Genomic DNA, 16,938 nt, shown 5'->3' on the forward strand with positions numbered 1-16,938 from the left:
CGCCTGATGGCTCTGCGCCATACCCCGGAGGATGATGGCGCGCCGCCGAGAATAGCGCATTTCGGGCCTGGCTTTAACGGGGTGGCAATTGCTGCAAACGCTCAAGAATGTCGAGAACCACCATTCGAGGCGGCCGCTCATCGGTTTCGACCACCAGATCGGCGATTTCCCGATACAGCGGATCGCGCAGCGTGAGCAAGTCCCGCAAGGTTTTTGCCGGGTCTGCGGTGCGCAGCAATGGGCGATTGCGATCGCGGGCGGTACGCCCCACCTGCTGCTCGACCGATGCATGCAAATAAACCACGCGACCACCGGCATGCAGCGCCCGGCGGTTTTCATCGCGCATCACTGCACCGCCGCCGGTGGCCAATACCACGCCATCGCAGCCGCACAGCTCGGCAATCATCGCCTGCTCGCGGTCGCGAAAGCCCAGCTCGCCTTCCTTATCGAAGATCCATGGGATATTGGCACCCGTGCGCAATTCAATTTCCTTGTCGGAATCTTTGAACGGCAGGCGCAGCTCTTTGGCCAGCAAACGGCCGATGGTGCTTTTTCCAGCCCCCATCGGTCCTACAAGAATCAAATTTCGCACAGAATCAACGACTCACAGCAATCGCCTGGTTATTCATAATACGCGGAGTCAGGAATACCAGCAGCTCGGATTTTTTCTCCGCCAGCACATCGCGCCGGAAAAGGCGGCCAAGATACGGTACATCGCCCAAAAATGGCACTTTATCTACCACTTTGCTTTGCGTTTTGGAGAAAACCCCGCCAATGACGATGGTCTCGCCATCCTTGACCCGCACCTTGGCGTTGACTTCGTTTTTCTTGATCGGCGGTACGTCGTTGAGCTTGTTCAGGTAGTCCGGCTCGTCCTTGGTGACCTTGACCTCCATAATCACCCAGCCATCCGGGGTGATTTGCGGGGTCACCTCCAACGACAGCGAGGCCTCCTTGAACGACACCGAGGTGGCGCCACGCGAGCTGGATTCCTGGTAAGGGATCTCGGTGCCCTTGAGGATGCGCGCAGTTTCCTTGTCGGAAGTGACCACCTTGGGCTGTGAGACGATTTCGCCGTTGCCGGTTTTTTCCATGGCCGTCAGTTCCAGGTCGAGCAACAGGTTGTCGGTAATAAAAGCGATGCCCAAGCCAGACGTACCGGCCAGCGAGCCCATATCGACAAACGGCGAGCTGGGCAGATTCTCCGGTGGCTCCGCACCCTCGGCCAACGGCTTGCTGATACCGCCCGCGCCCCAGTTGCCGCGATTGAGCCGCCCGCCCCAGCGCACGCCCAGGCTTTTGTCGTAATCGACATTAGCCTCGACAATCCGCGCCTCGATCATCACTTGGCGTACCGGTACATCCAGCTGCGCCACGATGCGCCGCAGCTCGTCAATTTGCTCGCGGGTCTGGTAGGCGATGATGTTATTGGTGCGATCATCCACCGCCACCGAGCCGCGCTCATCGGTAAAACCGTCAACGCCTGTCACCGACTGGAACAACTTGGCCAGGTCCGCCGCCTTGGCGTAATTGACCTGCAACAGCTCGCGCCGCAAGGGCGCCAGCTCTTCCATCTGCTTGCGCGACTCCAGCGCCAGCAGCTCGCGGGCCGCCAACTCTTCGGCGGGTGCCACCAGCAAAACGCCGGCCTTCACGCGCTTATCCAAGCCTTTGGTTTGCAGCACCAGATCCAGCGCCTGGTCCCAGGGCACATCCTTGAGCCGCAAAGTGATCGAGCCTTGCACTTCATCACTGGCCACCAAATTAAGCCCGGCTACATCCGCAATTTGCTGCAACACGGCGCGCAAATCGATGTTCTGGAAGTTGAGGGTCAGCGTGTCGCCGTTGTAGGCGCCACTGGGAACCACGCTGCCGGGAGGCGGCAGCTGGATCAGATCGACGCGATTGGGCACAGCAAATGCCATCGGTGCCGTGAACGCTATCCATAGCGCCACACCGAAGGACGAGAAAGTCCTTTTCATTGTTTGATTCCGTTATGAGTTGACGTTTAAAACCAGGGTTCGCGAACGCGCAAGCCATGCGCCCTGTTCGTCCGGGAACAGTTCGACCAGTTCGATGTGGCCGGAATGAATGGCCGTGACCCGGCCATGGTTAGGCCCCAGGTAGTCGCCGACCGCCAGCCGGTGCACGCCAGAAGATGTGCGCAGCAGGGCGAATGTCTGCAGGCCATGGGGCAGTGCTTCGACCGACACTGCATCGATTGAAAGCGTGCCGACCATTTCGAACTGGTCGACAGCCAGGCCTTCCAGTGGGCCGCGCTTGCGAGCCAAGTCCGGCGCAAGAGCGGGTTGGCCCGGCATATGGTCGACCTGCGCCGCAGGCGGCTGGAACGGGTCACGCTGGGACGCTGCGTCGTAGACAAAGTGCGCCCTCTGCTCGACAGCCATTCCAGGCTTGCCGCGCGCGGACAGGCCACGGTAAGTCTTGGCCAGCAAATCAAGGCGCAATAACGCCCCTTCAGACCGAAGCACCACATCCTGCACAGTGACGATCCGCGGCAAATCACCCAGGGCAGTCACGAAGCTCGCCAGGTCGTGGTAGGCACCCAAAACACCGACTTGTACCGGCTCCTCGATGTAGTACGGCTGCGTCTGTTCATCCAGTACCGTGACACCTTCGACCACCAAACCGTTGGCCGCCGCCAGCCGCGCCATGTCTTCGAGCAAGCCCGGCACGTCCGATTCGCCGGGCAACTGCCGCAACAGCTCGGCAACCTGCGCCTGGGCTCCCTGGGCCTGATGGGCACGCACCTCAAGATCGGCGGCCAGGCCGGTCTTTTGCGTAAGTTGCTGTTGCAACATCAGCGTCTGCGCTTGCAACCCTTGCAACTGTTCACGTGCCGGAGCCAGCAGCCATCCATCGCCCACCACCCACACCAATCCCCCCAGCGCGCAGCCGAGCAGAAGCTTGGCCGGTAGGGGCCATTTGGCAGCGTTGTGAGAAAGCGTGGAAAAGTCGAGCCTGGGCAGGCTCAAGGCTGGGCCTCGGTGGATTCCCCTTGGCGCACCATCAACTGGAATTCGTTGCCGCCGCCTTGGCCTTGCGCACGCACGTGCTGCAGCCGGGTTGCGTGGGCACCTTCAGAGGCCTCGAGGCGGCGCATCAGTTGAGCGATATCCTGGCTGGACTCGGCACTGCCACTGACACTCACCGTATTGCCCTTGGCAACCACCTCATGCAGGTGCACCCCATCGGGCACGGCACGGGCGAGTTGGTCCAATAGCTGGGCGCCGGCCGAGCGAGATTCGTGCAGGTCCTGTACGACCTTCATTCGCGCGGCCAATTGCTGGCTCTGCTCCTGCAAGTCATCGATGGTCTTGAGGCGCGAGTCCTGGATGGCGACGTCTTGGTTGAGGTGGCTGTTGCGTGTCACTTGCCGGTCGATCGCCTGATCGATGACCTGGTTCGCCAGCCACACCGCCGCGAGTGCCACACCGGCGAACCCCAGCAGAAATATCAGGAAGTATTTGCGCCGCCGTTCTGCCTGCGCCTGGCGCCAGGGCAAAAGATTGATTCGTGTCATCCAGCGAAACTCCTCAGGGCCAGCCCGCAAGCAATTCCCATCCCGTGGGCATCCACGGCCCATTGTGCGCCATCGACTCGATGGCCCGGCATGAAGCTGGCGAAATCCTGACGGCAAGCGCGCTCCAATGCAAACCCTTCGACGTCCACCACCCGCGCAACCAGCCCGGCCAGGGCCAAAACCGCTGCGCGGGCCTCGACCTGCTCCTTCAGGCACGCAGCCAGCACCACCTCGACCCGCGCCGAGTCCTGAGCTAAGGGGCCGCGCACCTGAAAATCGATGGCGACGTCATCCAGTGGGTAAGGGATGTACTGGTCGGCTTCCATCTGGATCATCCAGGCCATCTCTTCGTCACTGAGCCCCGCCTCCATGTCGATCACCCGCGTGATGACCGATGGCCCCGATACCGCCACCGCCGCCTGCCGGACGGACGAGTGCAACCGGGACAATGCCTGCTGCAGCGCCTGCCCCACCCCTTCAAGGTCCAACAACGTGCCATCGACGACCGCATTGGCGGGCAGCCCCTGCGCGACGTATGCCTTGACGCTGTAGGCGCCGGCGGTGTGGTCCAGTTCAATCAGCTTGATTCCGGTGTCATTGATGTCGACGCCCAGCAGGGTGTCGGCTTTGCGCCTGAAAAATCCCTTTCTCATAAAACTCCCTAAAACTTTGCCTGTCATACCGCCTGATTGCCGCTGGGAATCGTGCATTCGGTCGACTTGTTTGGCCGCCACGAATGACGCCCCAGGCCGAAAATGCTTTAATGCCCAGCGTTTTTTCCCGCTTTTTCCTGCTGCTCGGGTCGATCCATCGTTTGCCATGCATGCCCCGACGCGTAACTCATTCTTTTCTCTGGAAATCCAAAAGCCTTGATTCGTCTGCTGAAGTTTTTCGGGTACTCCATTGTCGCGATCGTCTGCGGGCTGCTGCTCGTACTCAGCGGGGCCTACCTCTACCTTAGTCCGGGTTTGCCCTCAGTAGAGGCACTCAGAAGTATCCAGTTGCAGATTCCTTTGCGGGTCTACAGCAGCGATGAAAAACTGATCGCGGAGTTCGGCGAAATGCGCCGCACACCGATCCGTTTCGCCGACATTCCACCCAATTTCATCAACGCCCTGCTCTCGGCTGAAGACGATAATTTCGCCAACCACTACGGCGTCGACCCAGGCAGCCTGGTGCGCGCAGCCACCCAGCTGGTAAAAAGCGGACACATTCAATCCGGCGGCAGCACAATCACCATGCAGGTGGCGAAGAACTTCTTCCTCACCAGCGAGCGCAGTTTTTCGCGCAAGGCCACCGAAATCCTGTTGGCGCTGCAGATCGAACGTCAGCTGACCAAGGACGAAATCCTTGAGCTGTACGTCAACAAGATCTACCTGGGCAATCGCGCCTACGGGATCGAAGCCGCTTCGCAGGTGTACTACGGCAAGTCGATTCGTGATGCCAGCCTGGCGCAGATGGCAATGATCGCCGGCCTGCCGAAGGCGCCGTCGCGCTTCAACCCGCTGGCCAACCCGGCGCGCAGCAAGGAGCGTCGCGACTGGATCCTGGGGCGCATGTATAAGCTGGGCAAAATCGACCAGGCCGCCTACGAGAGCGCCGTGGCCGAGCCGCTGAACGCCAGCTACCACGTGCCGACTCCGGAAGTGAATGCGCCGTATATCGCTGAAATGGCACGTGCCGAGATGGTCGGCCGTTATGGCAGCGAGGCCTACACCGAAGGCTTCCGCGTGACCACGACCATTCCAAGCAACCTGCAGGAAATCGCCAATAACTCAGTACGCGACGGTTTGGTGACCTACGACCAGCGCCATGGCTACCGTGGCCCCGAATCGCGCCTGCCGGGCAAGACCCTGAGCGCCTGGACCACCGAGCTGGGTAAACAGCGCCCGATCAGCGGCCTGGAACCCGCCATCGTCACTCAGGTGAAGAAGGATGGCGTGCAAGTGCTCACCCGCAGCGGCGAAGGCCATGTGTCGTGGGACAGCATGAAATGGGCACGCCCGTTCCTGAACACCAACAGCATGGGCCCGATGCCCAAGCAGCCGTCGGACGTGGCGCAAGTCGGTGACTTGATCCGCGTGCAACGCCAGAAAGACGACAGCCTGAAATTCAGCCAAGTGCCTGTGGCCCAGGGCGCTCTGGTGTCCCTGGACCCGCAGAACGGTGCGATCCGTGCGCTGGTCGGCGGCTTTGCCTTCGAGCAGAGCAACTACAACCGCGCCACCCAGGCCAAGCGCCAGCCGGGCTCAAGCTTCAAACCGTTTGTCTACAGCGCCGCGCTGGATAACGGCTACACCGCCGCCAGCCTGGTCAACGACGCACCGATCGTGTTTGTCGACGAGTACCTGGACAAGGTCTGGCGCCCGAAGAACGACACCAATACCTTCCTCGGCCCGATCCGTATTCGCGAGGCGCTGTACAAGTCACGCAACCTGGTCTCGATCCGCCTGCTGCAGGCGATGGGCGTGGGCAAGACCATCGACTACATGACACGCTTTGGCTTCGCCAAGTCGGATCTGCCGCCGAACCTGTCCCTGGCGCTGGGCACCGCGACCCTCACGCCGATGGAAATTGCTACCGGCTGGAGCACCTTTGCCAACGGCGGCTACAAGATCACGCCGTACCTGATCGACAAGATCGAAAGCCGCAATGGCGACACGCTGTTCACCGCCAACCCGCCACGCGTGCCGGGCGACGTGGTAAACGGTGTGGCTGCACCCGATGGCATTGCAGCACCGAACAACGGCGGCATCACCATTGAGCCGACGCCAGGCGCAGCAACGGCCGCCAATGCCGCCGTGCCCGCCGAGCCACAGGCACCAGCAGTGGCCGAGCGTGTGGTGGATGGTCGTACCACCTACATCCTCAACAGCATTCTGGAAGACGTGATCAAGAAAGGCACCGGCCGCCGCGCCCTGGCCTTGGGTCGCGCGGATATCGCCGGCAAGACCGGTACCACCAACGAGTCCAAGGATGCCTGGTTCTCCGGCTACAACGCCGACTACGTGACCACCGTGTGGACCGGCTACGACCAACCGGAAAGCCTGGGCCGCCGTGAGTTTGGTGGCACCGTCGCACTGCCGATCTGGATGAGCTACATGGGCGCGGCCTTGAAGGACAAGCCGCTGCATACCCAGGCTGAGCCGGAAGGTATTCTCAGCCTGCGGATAGACCCGGTCAGCGGCCGTGCGGCATCACCCAGCACGCCGAATGCGTACTTCGAGCTGTTCAAGAGCGAAGACACGCCGCCGTCGGTCAACGAGCTGGGCAACGGCGTTGCACCGGGCAGCCCACTGCCGGCGGATGAGGCGGCGCCGATCGATCTCTTCTAATGTGACACAGCTCCACTGTGGGAGCTGGCTTGCCTGCGATGGCGGTGGATCAGCCACTGATTCACCCCCTGATACACCGCCATCGCGGGCAAGCCCGGCTCCCACAGGGTTTACCTGGCGCCTGAAGACCGTATTCATCAGCCACAAAAAAAGCCCCGACTCGCAAGAGCCGGGGCTTTTTGTTGGTGCGCTACAACGGCTTAGCCGTTGAACACATCATCCACGCTTTACACCGGGCAGCCCGCTGCCGGCGGATTAGGCGGCGCCGATCGATTTGTTCTGATGAGATCAATGGCCGACCCAGCTCCACTGTGGGAGCTGGCTTGCCTGCGATGGCCATAGGCATCTACACAACTTTTGAAGGCCGCCACTTTCTCCTGTGGCGAGCAGGCTTGTCCTGCGTTGGGCCGCGAAGCGGCCCCAAACCCTGACACTGAGTACTTTCAGGAAAATTGCAGTGCCTTTACTGGGGCCGCTTCGCAGCCCAACGCCGGCGGTGCGACGATTCGACAAGCCTGCTCGCCACAACAGCCCACCTGCCACAGACTGCGTGCCAACCGGCTGTGTAACCTATGCTGCGATGGCGGTGTATCAGCCACTGATTCACCCCCTGGTACACCGCCATCGCGGGCAAGCCCGGCTCCCACAGGGTTTACCTGGCGCCTGAAGACCGTATTCATCAGCCACAAAAAAAGCCCCGACTCGCAAGAGCCGGGGCTTTTTGTTGGTGCGCTACAACGGCTTAGCCGTTGAACACATCATCCACGCTTTTCAGCGGGTAGTGCTTCGGATACGGCAGGGTAGCCACACCGGTCTCGATCGCGGCTTTGGCCACGGCATCCGAGATCAGGGTGATCAGGCGCTTATCCATTGGTTTCGGGATGATGTACTCACGACCGAATGCCAGTGGGGCACCACCGTAGGCATCGCAGACGTCCTGAGGTACCGGCAGCTTGGCCAGTTCACGCAGGGCGTTGGCGGCAGCCACTTTCATCTCTTCGTTGATGCGCTTGGCGCGAACGTCCAGGGCACCACGGAAGATGAACGGGAAGCCCAGCACGTTGTTGACCTGGTTCGGGTAGTCCGAACGGCCGGTGGCCATGATCACGTCGTTGCGAGTGGCGTGGGCCAGCTCAGGCGAGATCTCCGGGTCCGGGTTGGAGCAGGCGAACACGATCGGGTTGGCCGCCATGGACTTCAGGCCTTCGGCGCTCAGCAGGTTCGGGCCGGACAGGCCAACGAACACGTCGGCACCGTCGAGGGCGTCAGCCAGGGTGCGCTTGTCGGTGGCGTGGGCAAACATCGCCTTGTACTGGTTCAGGTCGGTACGCTCGGACTGAACTACGCCCTTGCTGTCGACCATGAAGATGTTTTCCAGCTTGGCGCCCATGCTCACCAGCAACTTCATGCAGGAGATGGCCGCAGCACCAGCGCCCAGGCAGACGATCTGGGCGTCAGCCAGGGTTTTGCCAGCGATTTCCAGGGCGTTGATCATGCCGGCCGCAGTAACGATCGCGGTGCCGTGCTGGTCATCGTGGAATACCGGAATGTCGCACTGTTCGATCAGGGCCTTTTCGATCTCGAAGCACTCAGGTGCCTTGATGTCTTCCAGGTTGATGCCACCGAAAGTGATGGAGATGCGCTTTACAGTGTCGATGAAAGCTTGCGGGCTTTCGGAATCGACTTCGATGTCGAAAACGTCGATGCCGGCAAAGCGCTTGAACAGCACGCCCTTACCTTCCATGACTGGCTTGGAAGCCAATGGGCCGAGGTTGCCCAGGCCGAGAATCGCGGTGCCATCGGAAATCACTGCAACCAGGTTGCCTTTGCCGGTGTACTTGTACGCCAGTTCAGGGTCGCGGGCGATTTCACGTACGGGCTCGGCAACGCCAGGGCTGTAGGCCAGCGACAAGTCGCGGGCAGTGGCAGTGGCTTTGGTGAGCTCTACACTCAGCTTTCCTGGACGAGGATGGGCGTGATATTCGAGAGCGGCAGTTTTCAAATCAGACATATCGGCATTCCGCTTTTACTGTTGGTCGACGGACCGCCGAGGATACGCGTGTGAGAAAGTCCCCACAAGACTGGTCAGTCACTGCCGTCAAGGGCCGCGCACTACGACTTTCGGCCAAGAGCCACGGGATACAAGGGCTTAACTGTTCACAATTACGATAAAAAATGTCTACAATTATTTTATTAAAATCGCTTTGAGTGCAGCACGGTCAAATCGCAGGCACAAAAAAGGCGCCCACAAGGGGCGCCTTTTTCAACAGCTTGCAAAAACCCTGGGGGCTTTTGAGCCTTACTCTGCAGCAGCAGGCTTCTTGCCGAAAGCACCAAAGCGATCTGCGAAGCGCTGTACACGGCCGCCGGTGTCCAGAGTTTTCTGCTTACCGGTGTAGAACGGGTGGCACTCGTTGCATACGTCAGTACCCAGTGGCTTGCACAGGTTCGAACGCGTTTCGAACTTGTTGCCGCAGCTGCAGGTTACTTCGATAGTTTCGTACGCTGGATGGATATCGGCTTTCATGGTGACTTCCTCGGGCTAGCGTGCCGCCACTCGACACTATTGTCGAATACCGCACGTAATTAGGCCGCGGATTCTACCAGACCTTTTTAAACGCGCAAGCGGCGCCTCCCGTGCTTTGCCTACATAAAAGCCCCTTTCATCAGAAAAACCCAACACACCACCGCCCATCTGCAAGGACGCACTTTTTTGTGGCGAGCAGGCTTGCCCTGCGCTGGGCAAGCCTGCTGCTCGCCACAACAAGCCCGGCGCCCACAGAAGTGCCGCAAGACAGGACACCCCCACCGCAGGTCTGCTAGGCTCCCGCCCCTGCGCCACTGCCTGCCTTTATATGAGACTCCCCGCGTGCCCGACGCCATTTTGCGCCTAGCCCTGCCATCGCCCCTGCGCCGCCTGTTCGACTACCGAGCCCCGGCCGGCGTGTTGCGGGCGCAGTTGCAGCCGGGCATGCGCGTGCGCGTGCCGTTTGGCCGTCGCGAGATGATCGGCATCCTGATCGAAGTGGCCGACCACAGCGAAGTCCCCGCCGAAAAGCTCAAGCCAGCCCTGGCCATCCTCGACGCTACACCGCCGCTGCCGCCCGCGCTGTTCAAGTTATGCCTGTGGACCGCACAGTATTACCAGCATAGCCTCGGCGATACCCTGAGCTGGGCACTGCCGGTGCTGCTGCGCCAGGGCGAACTGGCTGAAGCACGCCAGGAGCGTTTCTGGTCGATGGTGCCCGGCGCGCGCCTGGATGACCCACGCATCGCCCGCGCGCCACGCCAACGCGAAGCCCTCGCGACCCTGGCCCAACACCCCCATGGCGTAGCCCACCAGTTGTTAAGCAAGCTGATGCTGAGCAAAGACAGCCTCGACTTGCTGCTGGCAAAGGGCTTGGTGCAGGTGGAAATCCGCAAGCACGCGCCGGACCCGCGCCATGACCACTGGCTGGCTCAACCGGAGTTGCCGCTGAACCCCGAGCAACGCGCCGCCTATGAAGCCATTCGCGCCGGTTTCGACAGCTTCCATGCCTTCCTGCTCGCCGGCGTCACCGGCAGCGGCAAGACCGAAGTGTATTTGCAACTGATCCGCGAAACCCTGCAAGCCGGCAAGCAGGCACTGGTGTTGATCCCGGAGATCAACCTCGGCCCGCAAACCCTGGCGCGTTTCGAGCAACGTTTTAACGCGCGCATCGCGCTGGTGCATTCGGCGGTCAACGACCGCGAGCGCCTGGAAGCCTGGCTGGCGGCGCGGGACGGCGAGGCCGACATTATTATCGGCACCCGCTCGGCACTGTTCACGCCGATGAAAAACCCCGGGCTGATCATCATCGACGAGGAGCACGACGGCTCCTATAAACAGCAGGAAGGCCTGCGCTACCACGCCCGCGACCTGGCGCTGGTACGCGCGCGCCAGGAAGACATCCCGATTGTGCTCGGCTCGGCTACACCGTCCCTGGAAAGCCTGCACAACGCCTACACCGGCCGTTATGGCCTGCTGCGCCTCAACGAGCGCGCAGGCGGCGCCAAGCAACCACGCTTCCTGCGCCTGGATGTAAAAAGCCGCCCCCTGGACAGCGGCATTTCCGGGCCGATGCAGCAAGCCATCGGCCAAACCCTCGCCGCCGGCCAGCAAGTCCTGGTATTTCTCAACCGCCGAGGCTTTGCGCCGACACTGTTGTGTCACGACTGCGGCTGGATGTCCGAGTGCGAACGCTGCGATGCGCGCATGACCGTACACCAGCGCCACGGCGAGTTGCGCTGCCACCACTGCGGCCATGTGGAGCGCGTGCCGCGCCACTGCCCACAATGCGGCAAAGTGGATTTGCGCCCCGTGGGTGCGGGCACCGAGCGTGCCGAGGAGCGCCTGGGCATTCTGTTTCCGGATTACCCGGTGCTGCGCGTCGACCGCGACAGCACCTCGCGCAAAGACGCGATGAACCAGCTGTTCGCGACCATTCAGAAAGGCCAGCCGTGCATCCTGATCGGCACGCAGATGCTCGCCAAAGGGCACCACTTCCCACGGGTAACGCTGGTGTCGATCCTGGACGCCGACGGTGGTTTGTTCTCCGGCGACTTCCGCGCCAGCGAACGCATGGCGCAACTGATCGTGCAGGTGGCAGGCCGTGCCGGGCGTGCCGAAGAGCCGGGCAAGGTGATTATCCAGACGCATCTGGCTGACCATCCCTTGCTGATTCAACTGACAGAACAGGGCTACTTCGCTTTCGCCGAACAGGCCCTGAGCGAACGCCGCTCCGCCGGCCTGCCGCCGTTTGCACACCTGGCACTGTTGCGCGCCGAAGCGCACAAGCCAGGGCAGGCCGAACGCTTTCTCGACGAGGCATGCAGCGCCGCCGAACGTTTGCTCGGTGAGTTGAGTCTGGCCGGCATCGAATTGCTCGGCCCAGTCCCCGCGCCGATGGAGCGGCGCGCCGGGCGGTATCGCGCTCAGCTACTCTTGCAGGCAACGTCCCGTGCACCGCTGCATCGACTATTAAATAGCTGGATGCTTGCCCTGGAGCAAATGCCCAGCGGCCGCCAAGTGCGATGGTCGTTGGATGTGGATCCGGTAGACCTGTATTGATTGCGAAATCGCTATCGCAGGCAAGCCAGCTCCCACATTTTGAAATATGAACCCCCTTAAATGTGGGAGCGGGCTTGCCCGCGATGAGGTCCGCAGGTCCATCAACCTGTCTGAACGGTTGGCAAGCCCGCCCTCGCCACGGATAATGCCGAGTTTTTCCACCTGCGCATCGCGCACCGCCGCTTGCGGTCGAAAGAGAACACCATGAAAGACACCATTCGCCAGCTGATCCAACAAGCCCTCACCCAACTCGTCAACGAAGGTGTGTTGCCTGAAGGCCTGTCGCCGGCGATCCAGGTGGAAAACACTCGCGACAAGACCCATGGCGACTTTGCCAGCAACATTGCGATGATGCTGTCCAAGCCTGCCGGCATGAAACCGCGTGACCTGGCGGAGAAAATCATCGCCGCGCTGCCGACCGACGAGAGTGTGACCAAGGCCGAAATCGCCGGCCCAGGCTTTATCAACTTCTTCCAGAACACCCAGGCCCTGGCTTCGCGCCTGGACGCGGCCCTGGCCGACGCCAACATTGGCGTGCGCAAGGCCGGCCCCGTGGAGCGTGTGGTGATTGACCTGTCGGCACCCAACCTGGCCAAAGAGATGCACGTGGGCCACCTGCGCTCGACCATCATTGGTGACGGCGTGGCGCGGGTGCTGGAGTTCCTGGGTGACGACGTGATCCGTCAGAACCACGTGGGCGACTGGGGCACCCAGTTCGGCATGCTGATGGCCTACCTGCAGGAAAACCCGATCACCAGCAACGAGCTGGCCGACCTGGAAAACTTCTACCGCGCCGCCAAAAAGCGCTTCGACGAATCCGAAGAGTTCGCCGACCGCGCCCGTGGCCTGGTGGTCAAGCTGCAAGCCGGCGATGAAGATTGCCTGGCGCTGTGGGGCCGTTTCCGTGAGATTTCGCTGTCGCACTGCCAGGAAATCTACGAGCTGCTCAACGTGAAGCTGACCATGGCCGACGTGATGGGCGAAAGCGCCTACAACGACGACCTGATCACCGTGGTCAACGACCTCAAGGCTGCCAGCCTGTTGGTTGAGAGCAACGGCGCGCAGTGCGTGTTCCTCGAAGAATTCAAGACCGCCGACGGCGAGCCGCTGCCGGTGATCATCGTCAAGGCCGACGGCGGCTACCTGTACGCCACCACTGACCTGGCAGCCGTGCGCTACCGCAGCGGCGTGCTCAAGGCCGACCGCGCGCTGTATTTTGTCGACCAGCGCCAGGCCCTGCACTTCCAGCAAGTGTTCGAAGTGGCGCGCCGCGCAGGCTTCGTCACCCACCCGATGCACATGGAACACATGGGTTTTGGCACCATGAACGGCGCCGATGGCCGCCCGTTCAAGACCCGCGACGGCGGCACCGTGAAGCTGATCGACCTGCTCAACGAAGCCCAGGACCGTGCCTACAACCTGGTGAAGGAAAAGAACCCGGAGTTGGCCGAAGCCGACCTGCGCAATATCGCCCGCGTGGTAGGTATTGGTGCGGTGAAGTACGCCGACCTGTCCAAGCACCGCACCAGCGACTACAGCTTCAACTTCGAACTGATGCTCAACTTCGAAGGCAACACCGCGCCGTACCTGCTGTACGCTTACACCCGTGTGGCCGGCGTGTTCCGCAAGCTGGGCAAGGATTTCAGCGAGGTTGAAGGCCAAATCGTGCTGGATGCCCCGCATGAACAGGACCTGGCGGCCAAGCTGGCGCAGTTCGGCGAAGTGCTCAACAGCGTCGGTGAAAAAGGCACGCCGCATATCCTCTGCACGTATTTGTACGAAGTCGCCGGTCTGTTCTCCAGCTTCTATGAGAACTGCCCGATCCTTACGGCAGACGACGAAGCCCAAAAGCAAAGTCGCCTGCGCCTCGCCGCACTGGCTGGACGGACCCTCAAGCAAGGCCTGGAACTGTTAGGCCTGGAAACCCTGGAGCGTATGTAAGTTGGCTGCCAAGAAAAAACCTGCACCCAAGCGCGGCGCCAGCCGCTATCAGGCACCGGCGAAGAAGCCAATCCCGGGCTGGCTGTGGATGGCTATCGGCCTGGCGGTCGGCGCGTTTGTGGTGATCCTGATGAAGCTGGAGCCCGGCAAGGGTGATGACGTCAAACGGGTCAAGCAAGAACAGCAGAAGGCCACAAAAATCGCCGAGGCCAACAAGACCGCGCCGAGCCCGACCGCGCCGGTAAAGCCCAAGTACGACTTCTACACGCTGCTGCCGGAGTCGGAAGTGATCGTGCCGCCTGACGCCGTGCCGGAGAAAACCCTGCCGACGCCACAAGTGCCGACCACGCCGGTGACACCAGCGGAAGCCGCGAAAATCGACACCGCACGCGCTCAAGCCGCGTTGGCCGGGATCACTCCGCCGCCACCGCCACCGGTGGCGACCACCAAGGCGGCGCCGGTGACCAAGTTCTTCCTGCAAGCGGGCTCGTTCCCGAAACAGGCGGATGCGGATCGTGTGCGTGCGCAGATCATCCTGTTGGGCCAGTCGGTAACAGTGGAGTCCGGCACGGTTAAGGATGCGACCTGGTATCGCGTATTGGTCGGGCCGTTCAGCAACCGTGAACAGCTGACCGTGGCGCAGAAGCAACTGGCGGGTGCAGGCTTTAGCAATCTGTTGTTACAACAACGCCAGAGCCGTTGATTCCGGCTCAACGCTGATCAAAATGTGGGAGCTGGCTTGCCTGCGATAGCGATGTAACAGTCCATATTTTCAGTGACTGACACACCGCTATCGCAGGCAAGCCAGCTCCCACAGTTGGTTTTACGGTGCTTTCTGGAAGGTGTCAGACCAGCAAACACCACTCGTCCGCACACACGTCCTACGGTTGAAATCCCCCCCGCCACCCCCATATGAGATTCCATCAGGGCATTTTCGCCCCGCTGCGTGGAGACTCTCCCCTTGACCACCATCGTTTCAGTACGTCGCCACGGCAAAGTCGTCATGGGCGGCGACGGCCAGGTTTCCCTGGGCAACACCGTGATGAAAGGCAACGCCAAGAAAGTGCGTCGCCTGTACCACGGCCAGGTTCTCGCCGGTTTCGCTGGCGCCACTGCCGACGCTTTCACCCTCTTCGAACGCTTCGAAGGCCAGCTGGAAAAACACCAGGGCCACCTGGTTCGCGCCGCTGTCGAACTCGCCAAAGAATGGCGCACCGACCGTTCCCTCAGCCGCCTGGAAGCCATGTTGGCGGTCGCCAACAAAGACGCGTCCTTGATCATCACCGGTAACGGCGATGTGGTTGAACCCGAGCACGGCCTGATCGCCATGGGTTCCGGCGGCGGCTACGCCCAGGCGGCAGCCAGCGCCCTGCTGAAGAAAACCGACCTGTCGGCCCGCGAAATCGTCGAGACCGCCCTGGGTATCGCCGGCGATATCTGCGTGTTCACCAACCACAACTTCACCATTGAGGAGCAGGACCTCGCCGAGTAAGCCGTAGGCTTATTCCGCTTGAGGCCGCCAAACACTATGTCCATGACTCCCCGCGAAATCGTCCATGAACTTAATCGCCATATCATCGGCCAGGACGATGCCAAGCGCGCCGTTGCCATTGCGCTGCGTAACCGCTGGCGCCGGATGCAACTGCCTGAAGAACTGCGCGTTGAAGTAACGCCCAAGAACATCCTGATGATCGGGCCGACAGGCGTGGGTAAAACCGAAATCGCCCGACGCCTGGCCAAACTGGCCAATGCTCCGTTCATCAAGGTCGAGGCCACCAAGTTCACCGAAGTGGGCTATGTAGGCCGTGACGTCGAGTCGATCATCCGTGACCTGGCCGACGCAGCCCTGAAAATGCTGCGCGAGCAGGAAGTGACCAAGGTCAGCCACCGCGCCGAAGACGCCGCCGAGGAACGCATCCTGGATGCCCTGCTGCCACCGGCACGCATGGGCTTTAACGAAGACGCCGCGCCAAGCTCGGATTCCAACACCCGCCAGCTGTTCCGCAAGCGCCTGCGTGAAGGCCAGCTGGACGACAAGGAAATCGAGATCGAAGTGGCCGAAGTGTCCGGCGTCGACATCTCCGCACCGCCTGGCATGGAAGAAATGACCAGCCAGTTGCAGAACCTGTTCGCCAACATGGGCAAGGGCAAGAAGAAAAGCCGCAAGCTCAAGGTGAAGGACGCGCTGAAGCTGGTGCGCGACGAAGAAGCCGGGCGCCTGGTGAATGAGGAAGAGCTCAAGGCCAAAGCCCTGGAAGCGGTGGAGCAGCACGGTATCGTGTTTATCGACGAGATCGACAAGGTGGCCAAGCGCGGAAACTCCGGCGGCGTCGATGTGTCCCGCGAAGGCGTACAGCGCGACCTGTTGCCGCTGATCGAAGGCTGCACGGTGAACACCAAGCTGGGCATGGTCAAGACCGACCACATCCTGTTTATCGCCTCCGGCGCGTTCCACTTGAGCAAGCCCAGCGACCTGGTGCCGGAGCTGCAAGGCCGTCTGCCGATTCGCGTGGAACTCAAGGCGCTGACCCCCGGCGACTTCGAACGTATCCTCAGCGAGCCGCATGCTTCGCTCACCGAGCAATACCGCGAACTGCTGAAAACCGAAGGTTTGGGCATCGAATTCCAGCCGGACGGCATCAAGCGCCTGGCGGAGATTGCCTGGCAGGTCAACGAGAAGACCGAAAACATCGGTGCCCGTCGCCTGCACACCCTGCTTGAGCGTCTGCTGGAAGAAGTGTCCTTCAGTGCTGGCGACATGGCCGGTTCGCAGAATGGCGAAGCGATCAAGATTGACGCTGAGTACGTCAATAGCCACCTGGGCGAATTGGCGCAGAACGAAGATCTGTCTCGTTATATCCTGTAAGCCTCACAGAAAACGGCTTGTGTCGGAGCCGGACTTGTGTGGGAGCTGGCTTGCCTGCGATAGCATCACCTCAGTGTTTCTGAAACACCGAGGTGTCTGCATCGCGGGCAAGCCCGGCTCCCACACAAGCCAGCTCCTACAGTTTTAAGCCGGTTCTCAGGAC

General features: G+C 61.3%; 13 protein-coding genes. 6 read left to right on the forward strand and 7 right to left on the reverse strand.

The features are described from left to right. Positions 1–73 precede the first annotated feature (73 nt). From aroK to pilM, 5 genes are all read right to left on the reverse strand, one after another. Positions 74–592: a shikimate kinase AroK gene (aroK, locus tag AB4P96_RS29695; RefSeq protein ID WP_017138567.1), complete on the reverse strand. Its 519-nt coding sequence runs from the start codon at positions 590–592 to the stop codon at positions 74–76. A 4-nt stretch (positions 593–596) separates the two neighbouring features. Beyond that, positions 597–1,925 carry a type IV pilus secretin PilQ gene (locus tag AB4P96_RS29700; protein ID WP_395601006.1) on the reverse strand — a complete coding sequence of 443 codons (1,329 nt, stop codon included), beginning with the start codon at positions 1,923–1,925 and terminating at the stop codon, positions 597–599. Between the two features lie 69 nt (positions 1,926–1,994). Continuing rightward, complete coding sequence (locus tag AB4P96_RS29705) at positions 1,995–2,996, reverse strand: pilus assembly protein PilP (protein WP_236445704.1); 1,002 nt, start codon at positions 2,994–2,996, stop codon at positions 1,995–1,997. After that, positions 2,993–3,544, reverse strand: a complete 552-nt coding sequence (locus AB4P96_RS29710; protein WP_236445703.1) for a PilN domain-containing protein — start codon at positions 3,542–3,544, stop codon at positions 2,993–2,995. The genes AB4P96_RS29705 and AB4P96_RS29710 overlap by 4 nt, the downstream gene beginning before the upstream one ends. Then, complete coding sequence (gene pilM / locus AB4P96_RS29715) at positions 3,541–4,197, reverse strand: type IV pilus biogenesis protein PilM (protein WP_099548046.1); 657 nt, start codon at positions 4,195–4,197, stop codon at positions 3,541–3,543. The genes AB4P96_RS29710 and pilM overlap by 4 nt, the downstream gene beginning before the upstream one ends. Positions 4,198–4,416: 219 nt before the next feature. On the opposite strand from pilM, the gene AB4P96_RS29720 reads away from it, so the two are divergent. Next, positions 4,417–6,879: a penicillin-binding protein 1A gene (locus tag AB4P96_RS29720; protein WP_395601007.1), complete on the forward strand. Its 2,463-nt coding sequence runs from the start codon at positions 4,417–4,419 to the stop codon at positions 6,877–6,879. Positions 6,880–7,621: 742 nt separating this feature from the next. Here AB4P96_RS29720 and AB4P96_RS29725 read toward each other — a convergent pair. Together AB4P96_RS29725 and rpmE are read right to left on the reverse strand one after the other, a co-directional pair. Next, positions 7,622–8,890: a malic enzyme-like NAD(P)-binding protein gene (locus tag AB4P96_RS29725; RefSeq protein WP_099548044.1), complete on the reverse strand. Its 1,269-nt coding sequence runs from the start codon at positions 8,888–8,890 to the stop codon at positions 7,622–7,624. Between the two features lie 288 nt (positions 8,891–9,178). After that, positions 9,179–9,406, reverse strand: a complete 228-nt coding sequence (gene rpmE / locus AB4P96_RS29730) for a 50S ribosomal protein L31 (RefSeq protein WP_017138574.1) — start codon at positions 9,404–9,406, stop codon at positions 9,179–9,181. 342 nt (positions 9,407–9,748) lie between these two features. Between rpmE and AB4P96_RS29735 the strand changes: the two genes are divergently transcribed. The 5 genes from AB4P96_RS29735 to hslU all read left to right on the forward strand — a co-directional run bounded on the left by AB4P96_RS29735 (position 9,749) and on the right by hslU (position 16,775). Then, a complete protein-coding gene (locus AB4P96_RS29735) occupies positions 9,749–11,968 on the forward strand; it encodes a primosomal protein N' (protein WP_395600380.1) in 2,220 nt (739 codons plus the stop codon). Between the two features lie 204 nt (positions 11,969–12,172). Next, positions 12,173–13,909 carry an arginine--tRNA ligase gene (gene argS / locus AB4P96_RS29740; RefSeq protein ID WP_395600381.1) on the forward strand — a complete coding sequence of 579 codons (1,737 nt, stop codon included), beginning with the start codon at positions 12,173–12,175 and terminating at the stop codon, positions 13,907–13,909. Between the two features lies 1 nt (position 13,910). Further along, a complete protein-coding gene (locus tag AB4P96_RS29745) occupies positions 13,911–14,612 on the forward strand; it encodes an SPOR domain-containing protein (protein WP_017138577.1) in 702 nt (233 codons plus the stop codon). 258 nt (positions 14,613–14,870) lie between these two features. After that, entirely contained in the window at positions 14,871–15,401 is a 531-nt protein-coding gene (gene hslV, locus AB4P96_RS29750) for an ATP-dependent protease subunit HslV (RefSeq protein ID WP_010563201.1), read from the forward strand. A 36-nt stretch (positions 15,402–15,437) separates the two neighbouring features. Beyond that, on the forward strand, positions 15,438–16,775 hold the full coding sequence (gene hslU, locus AB4P96_RS29755) for an ATP-dependent protease ATPase subunit HslU (RefSeq protein ID WP_017138578.1): 1,338 nt from the start codon (positions 15,438–15,440) through the stop codon (positions 16,773–16,775). The last annotated feature ends 163 nt before the right edge of the window (positions 16,776–16,938 follow it).

The sequence above is a fragment of the Pseudomonas sp. B19125 genome (assembly GCF_044218855.1).
Classification (GTDB): domain Bacteria; phylum Pseudomonadota; class Gammaproteobacteria; order Pseudomonadales; family Pseudomonadaceae; genus Aquipseudomonas; species Aquipseudomonas edaphica.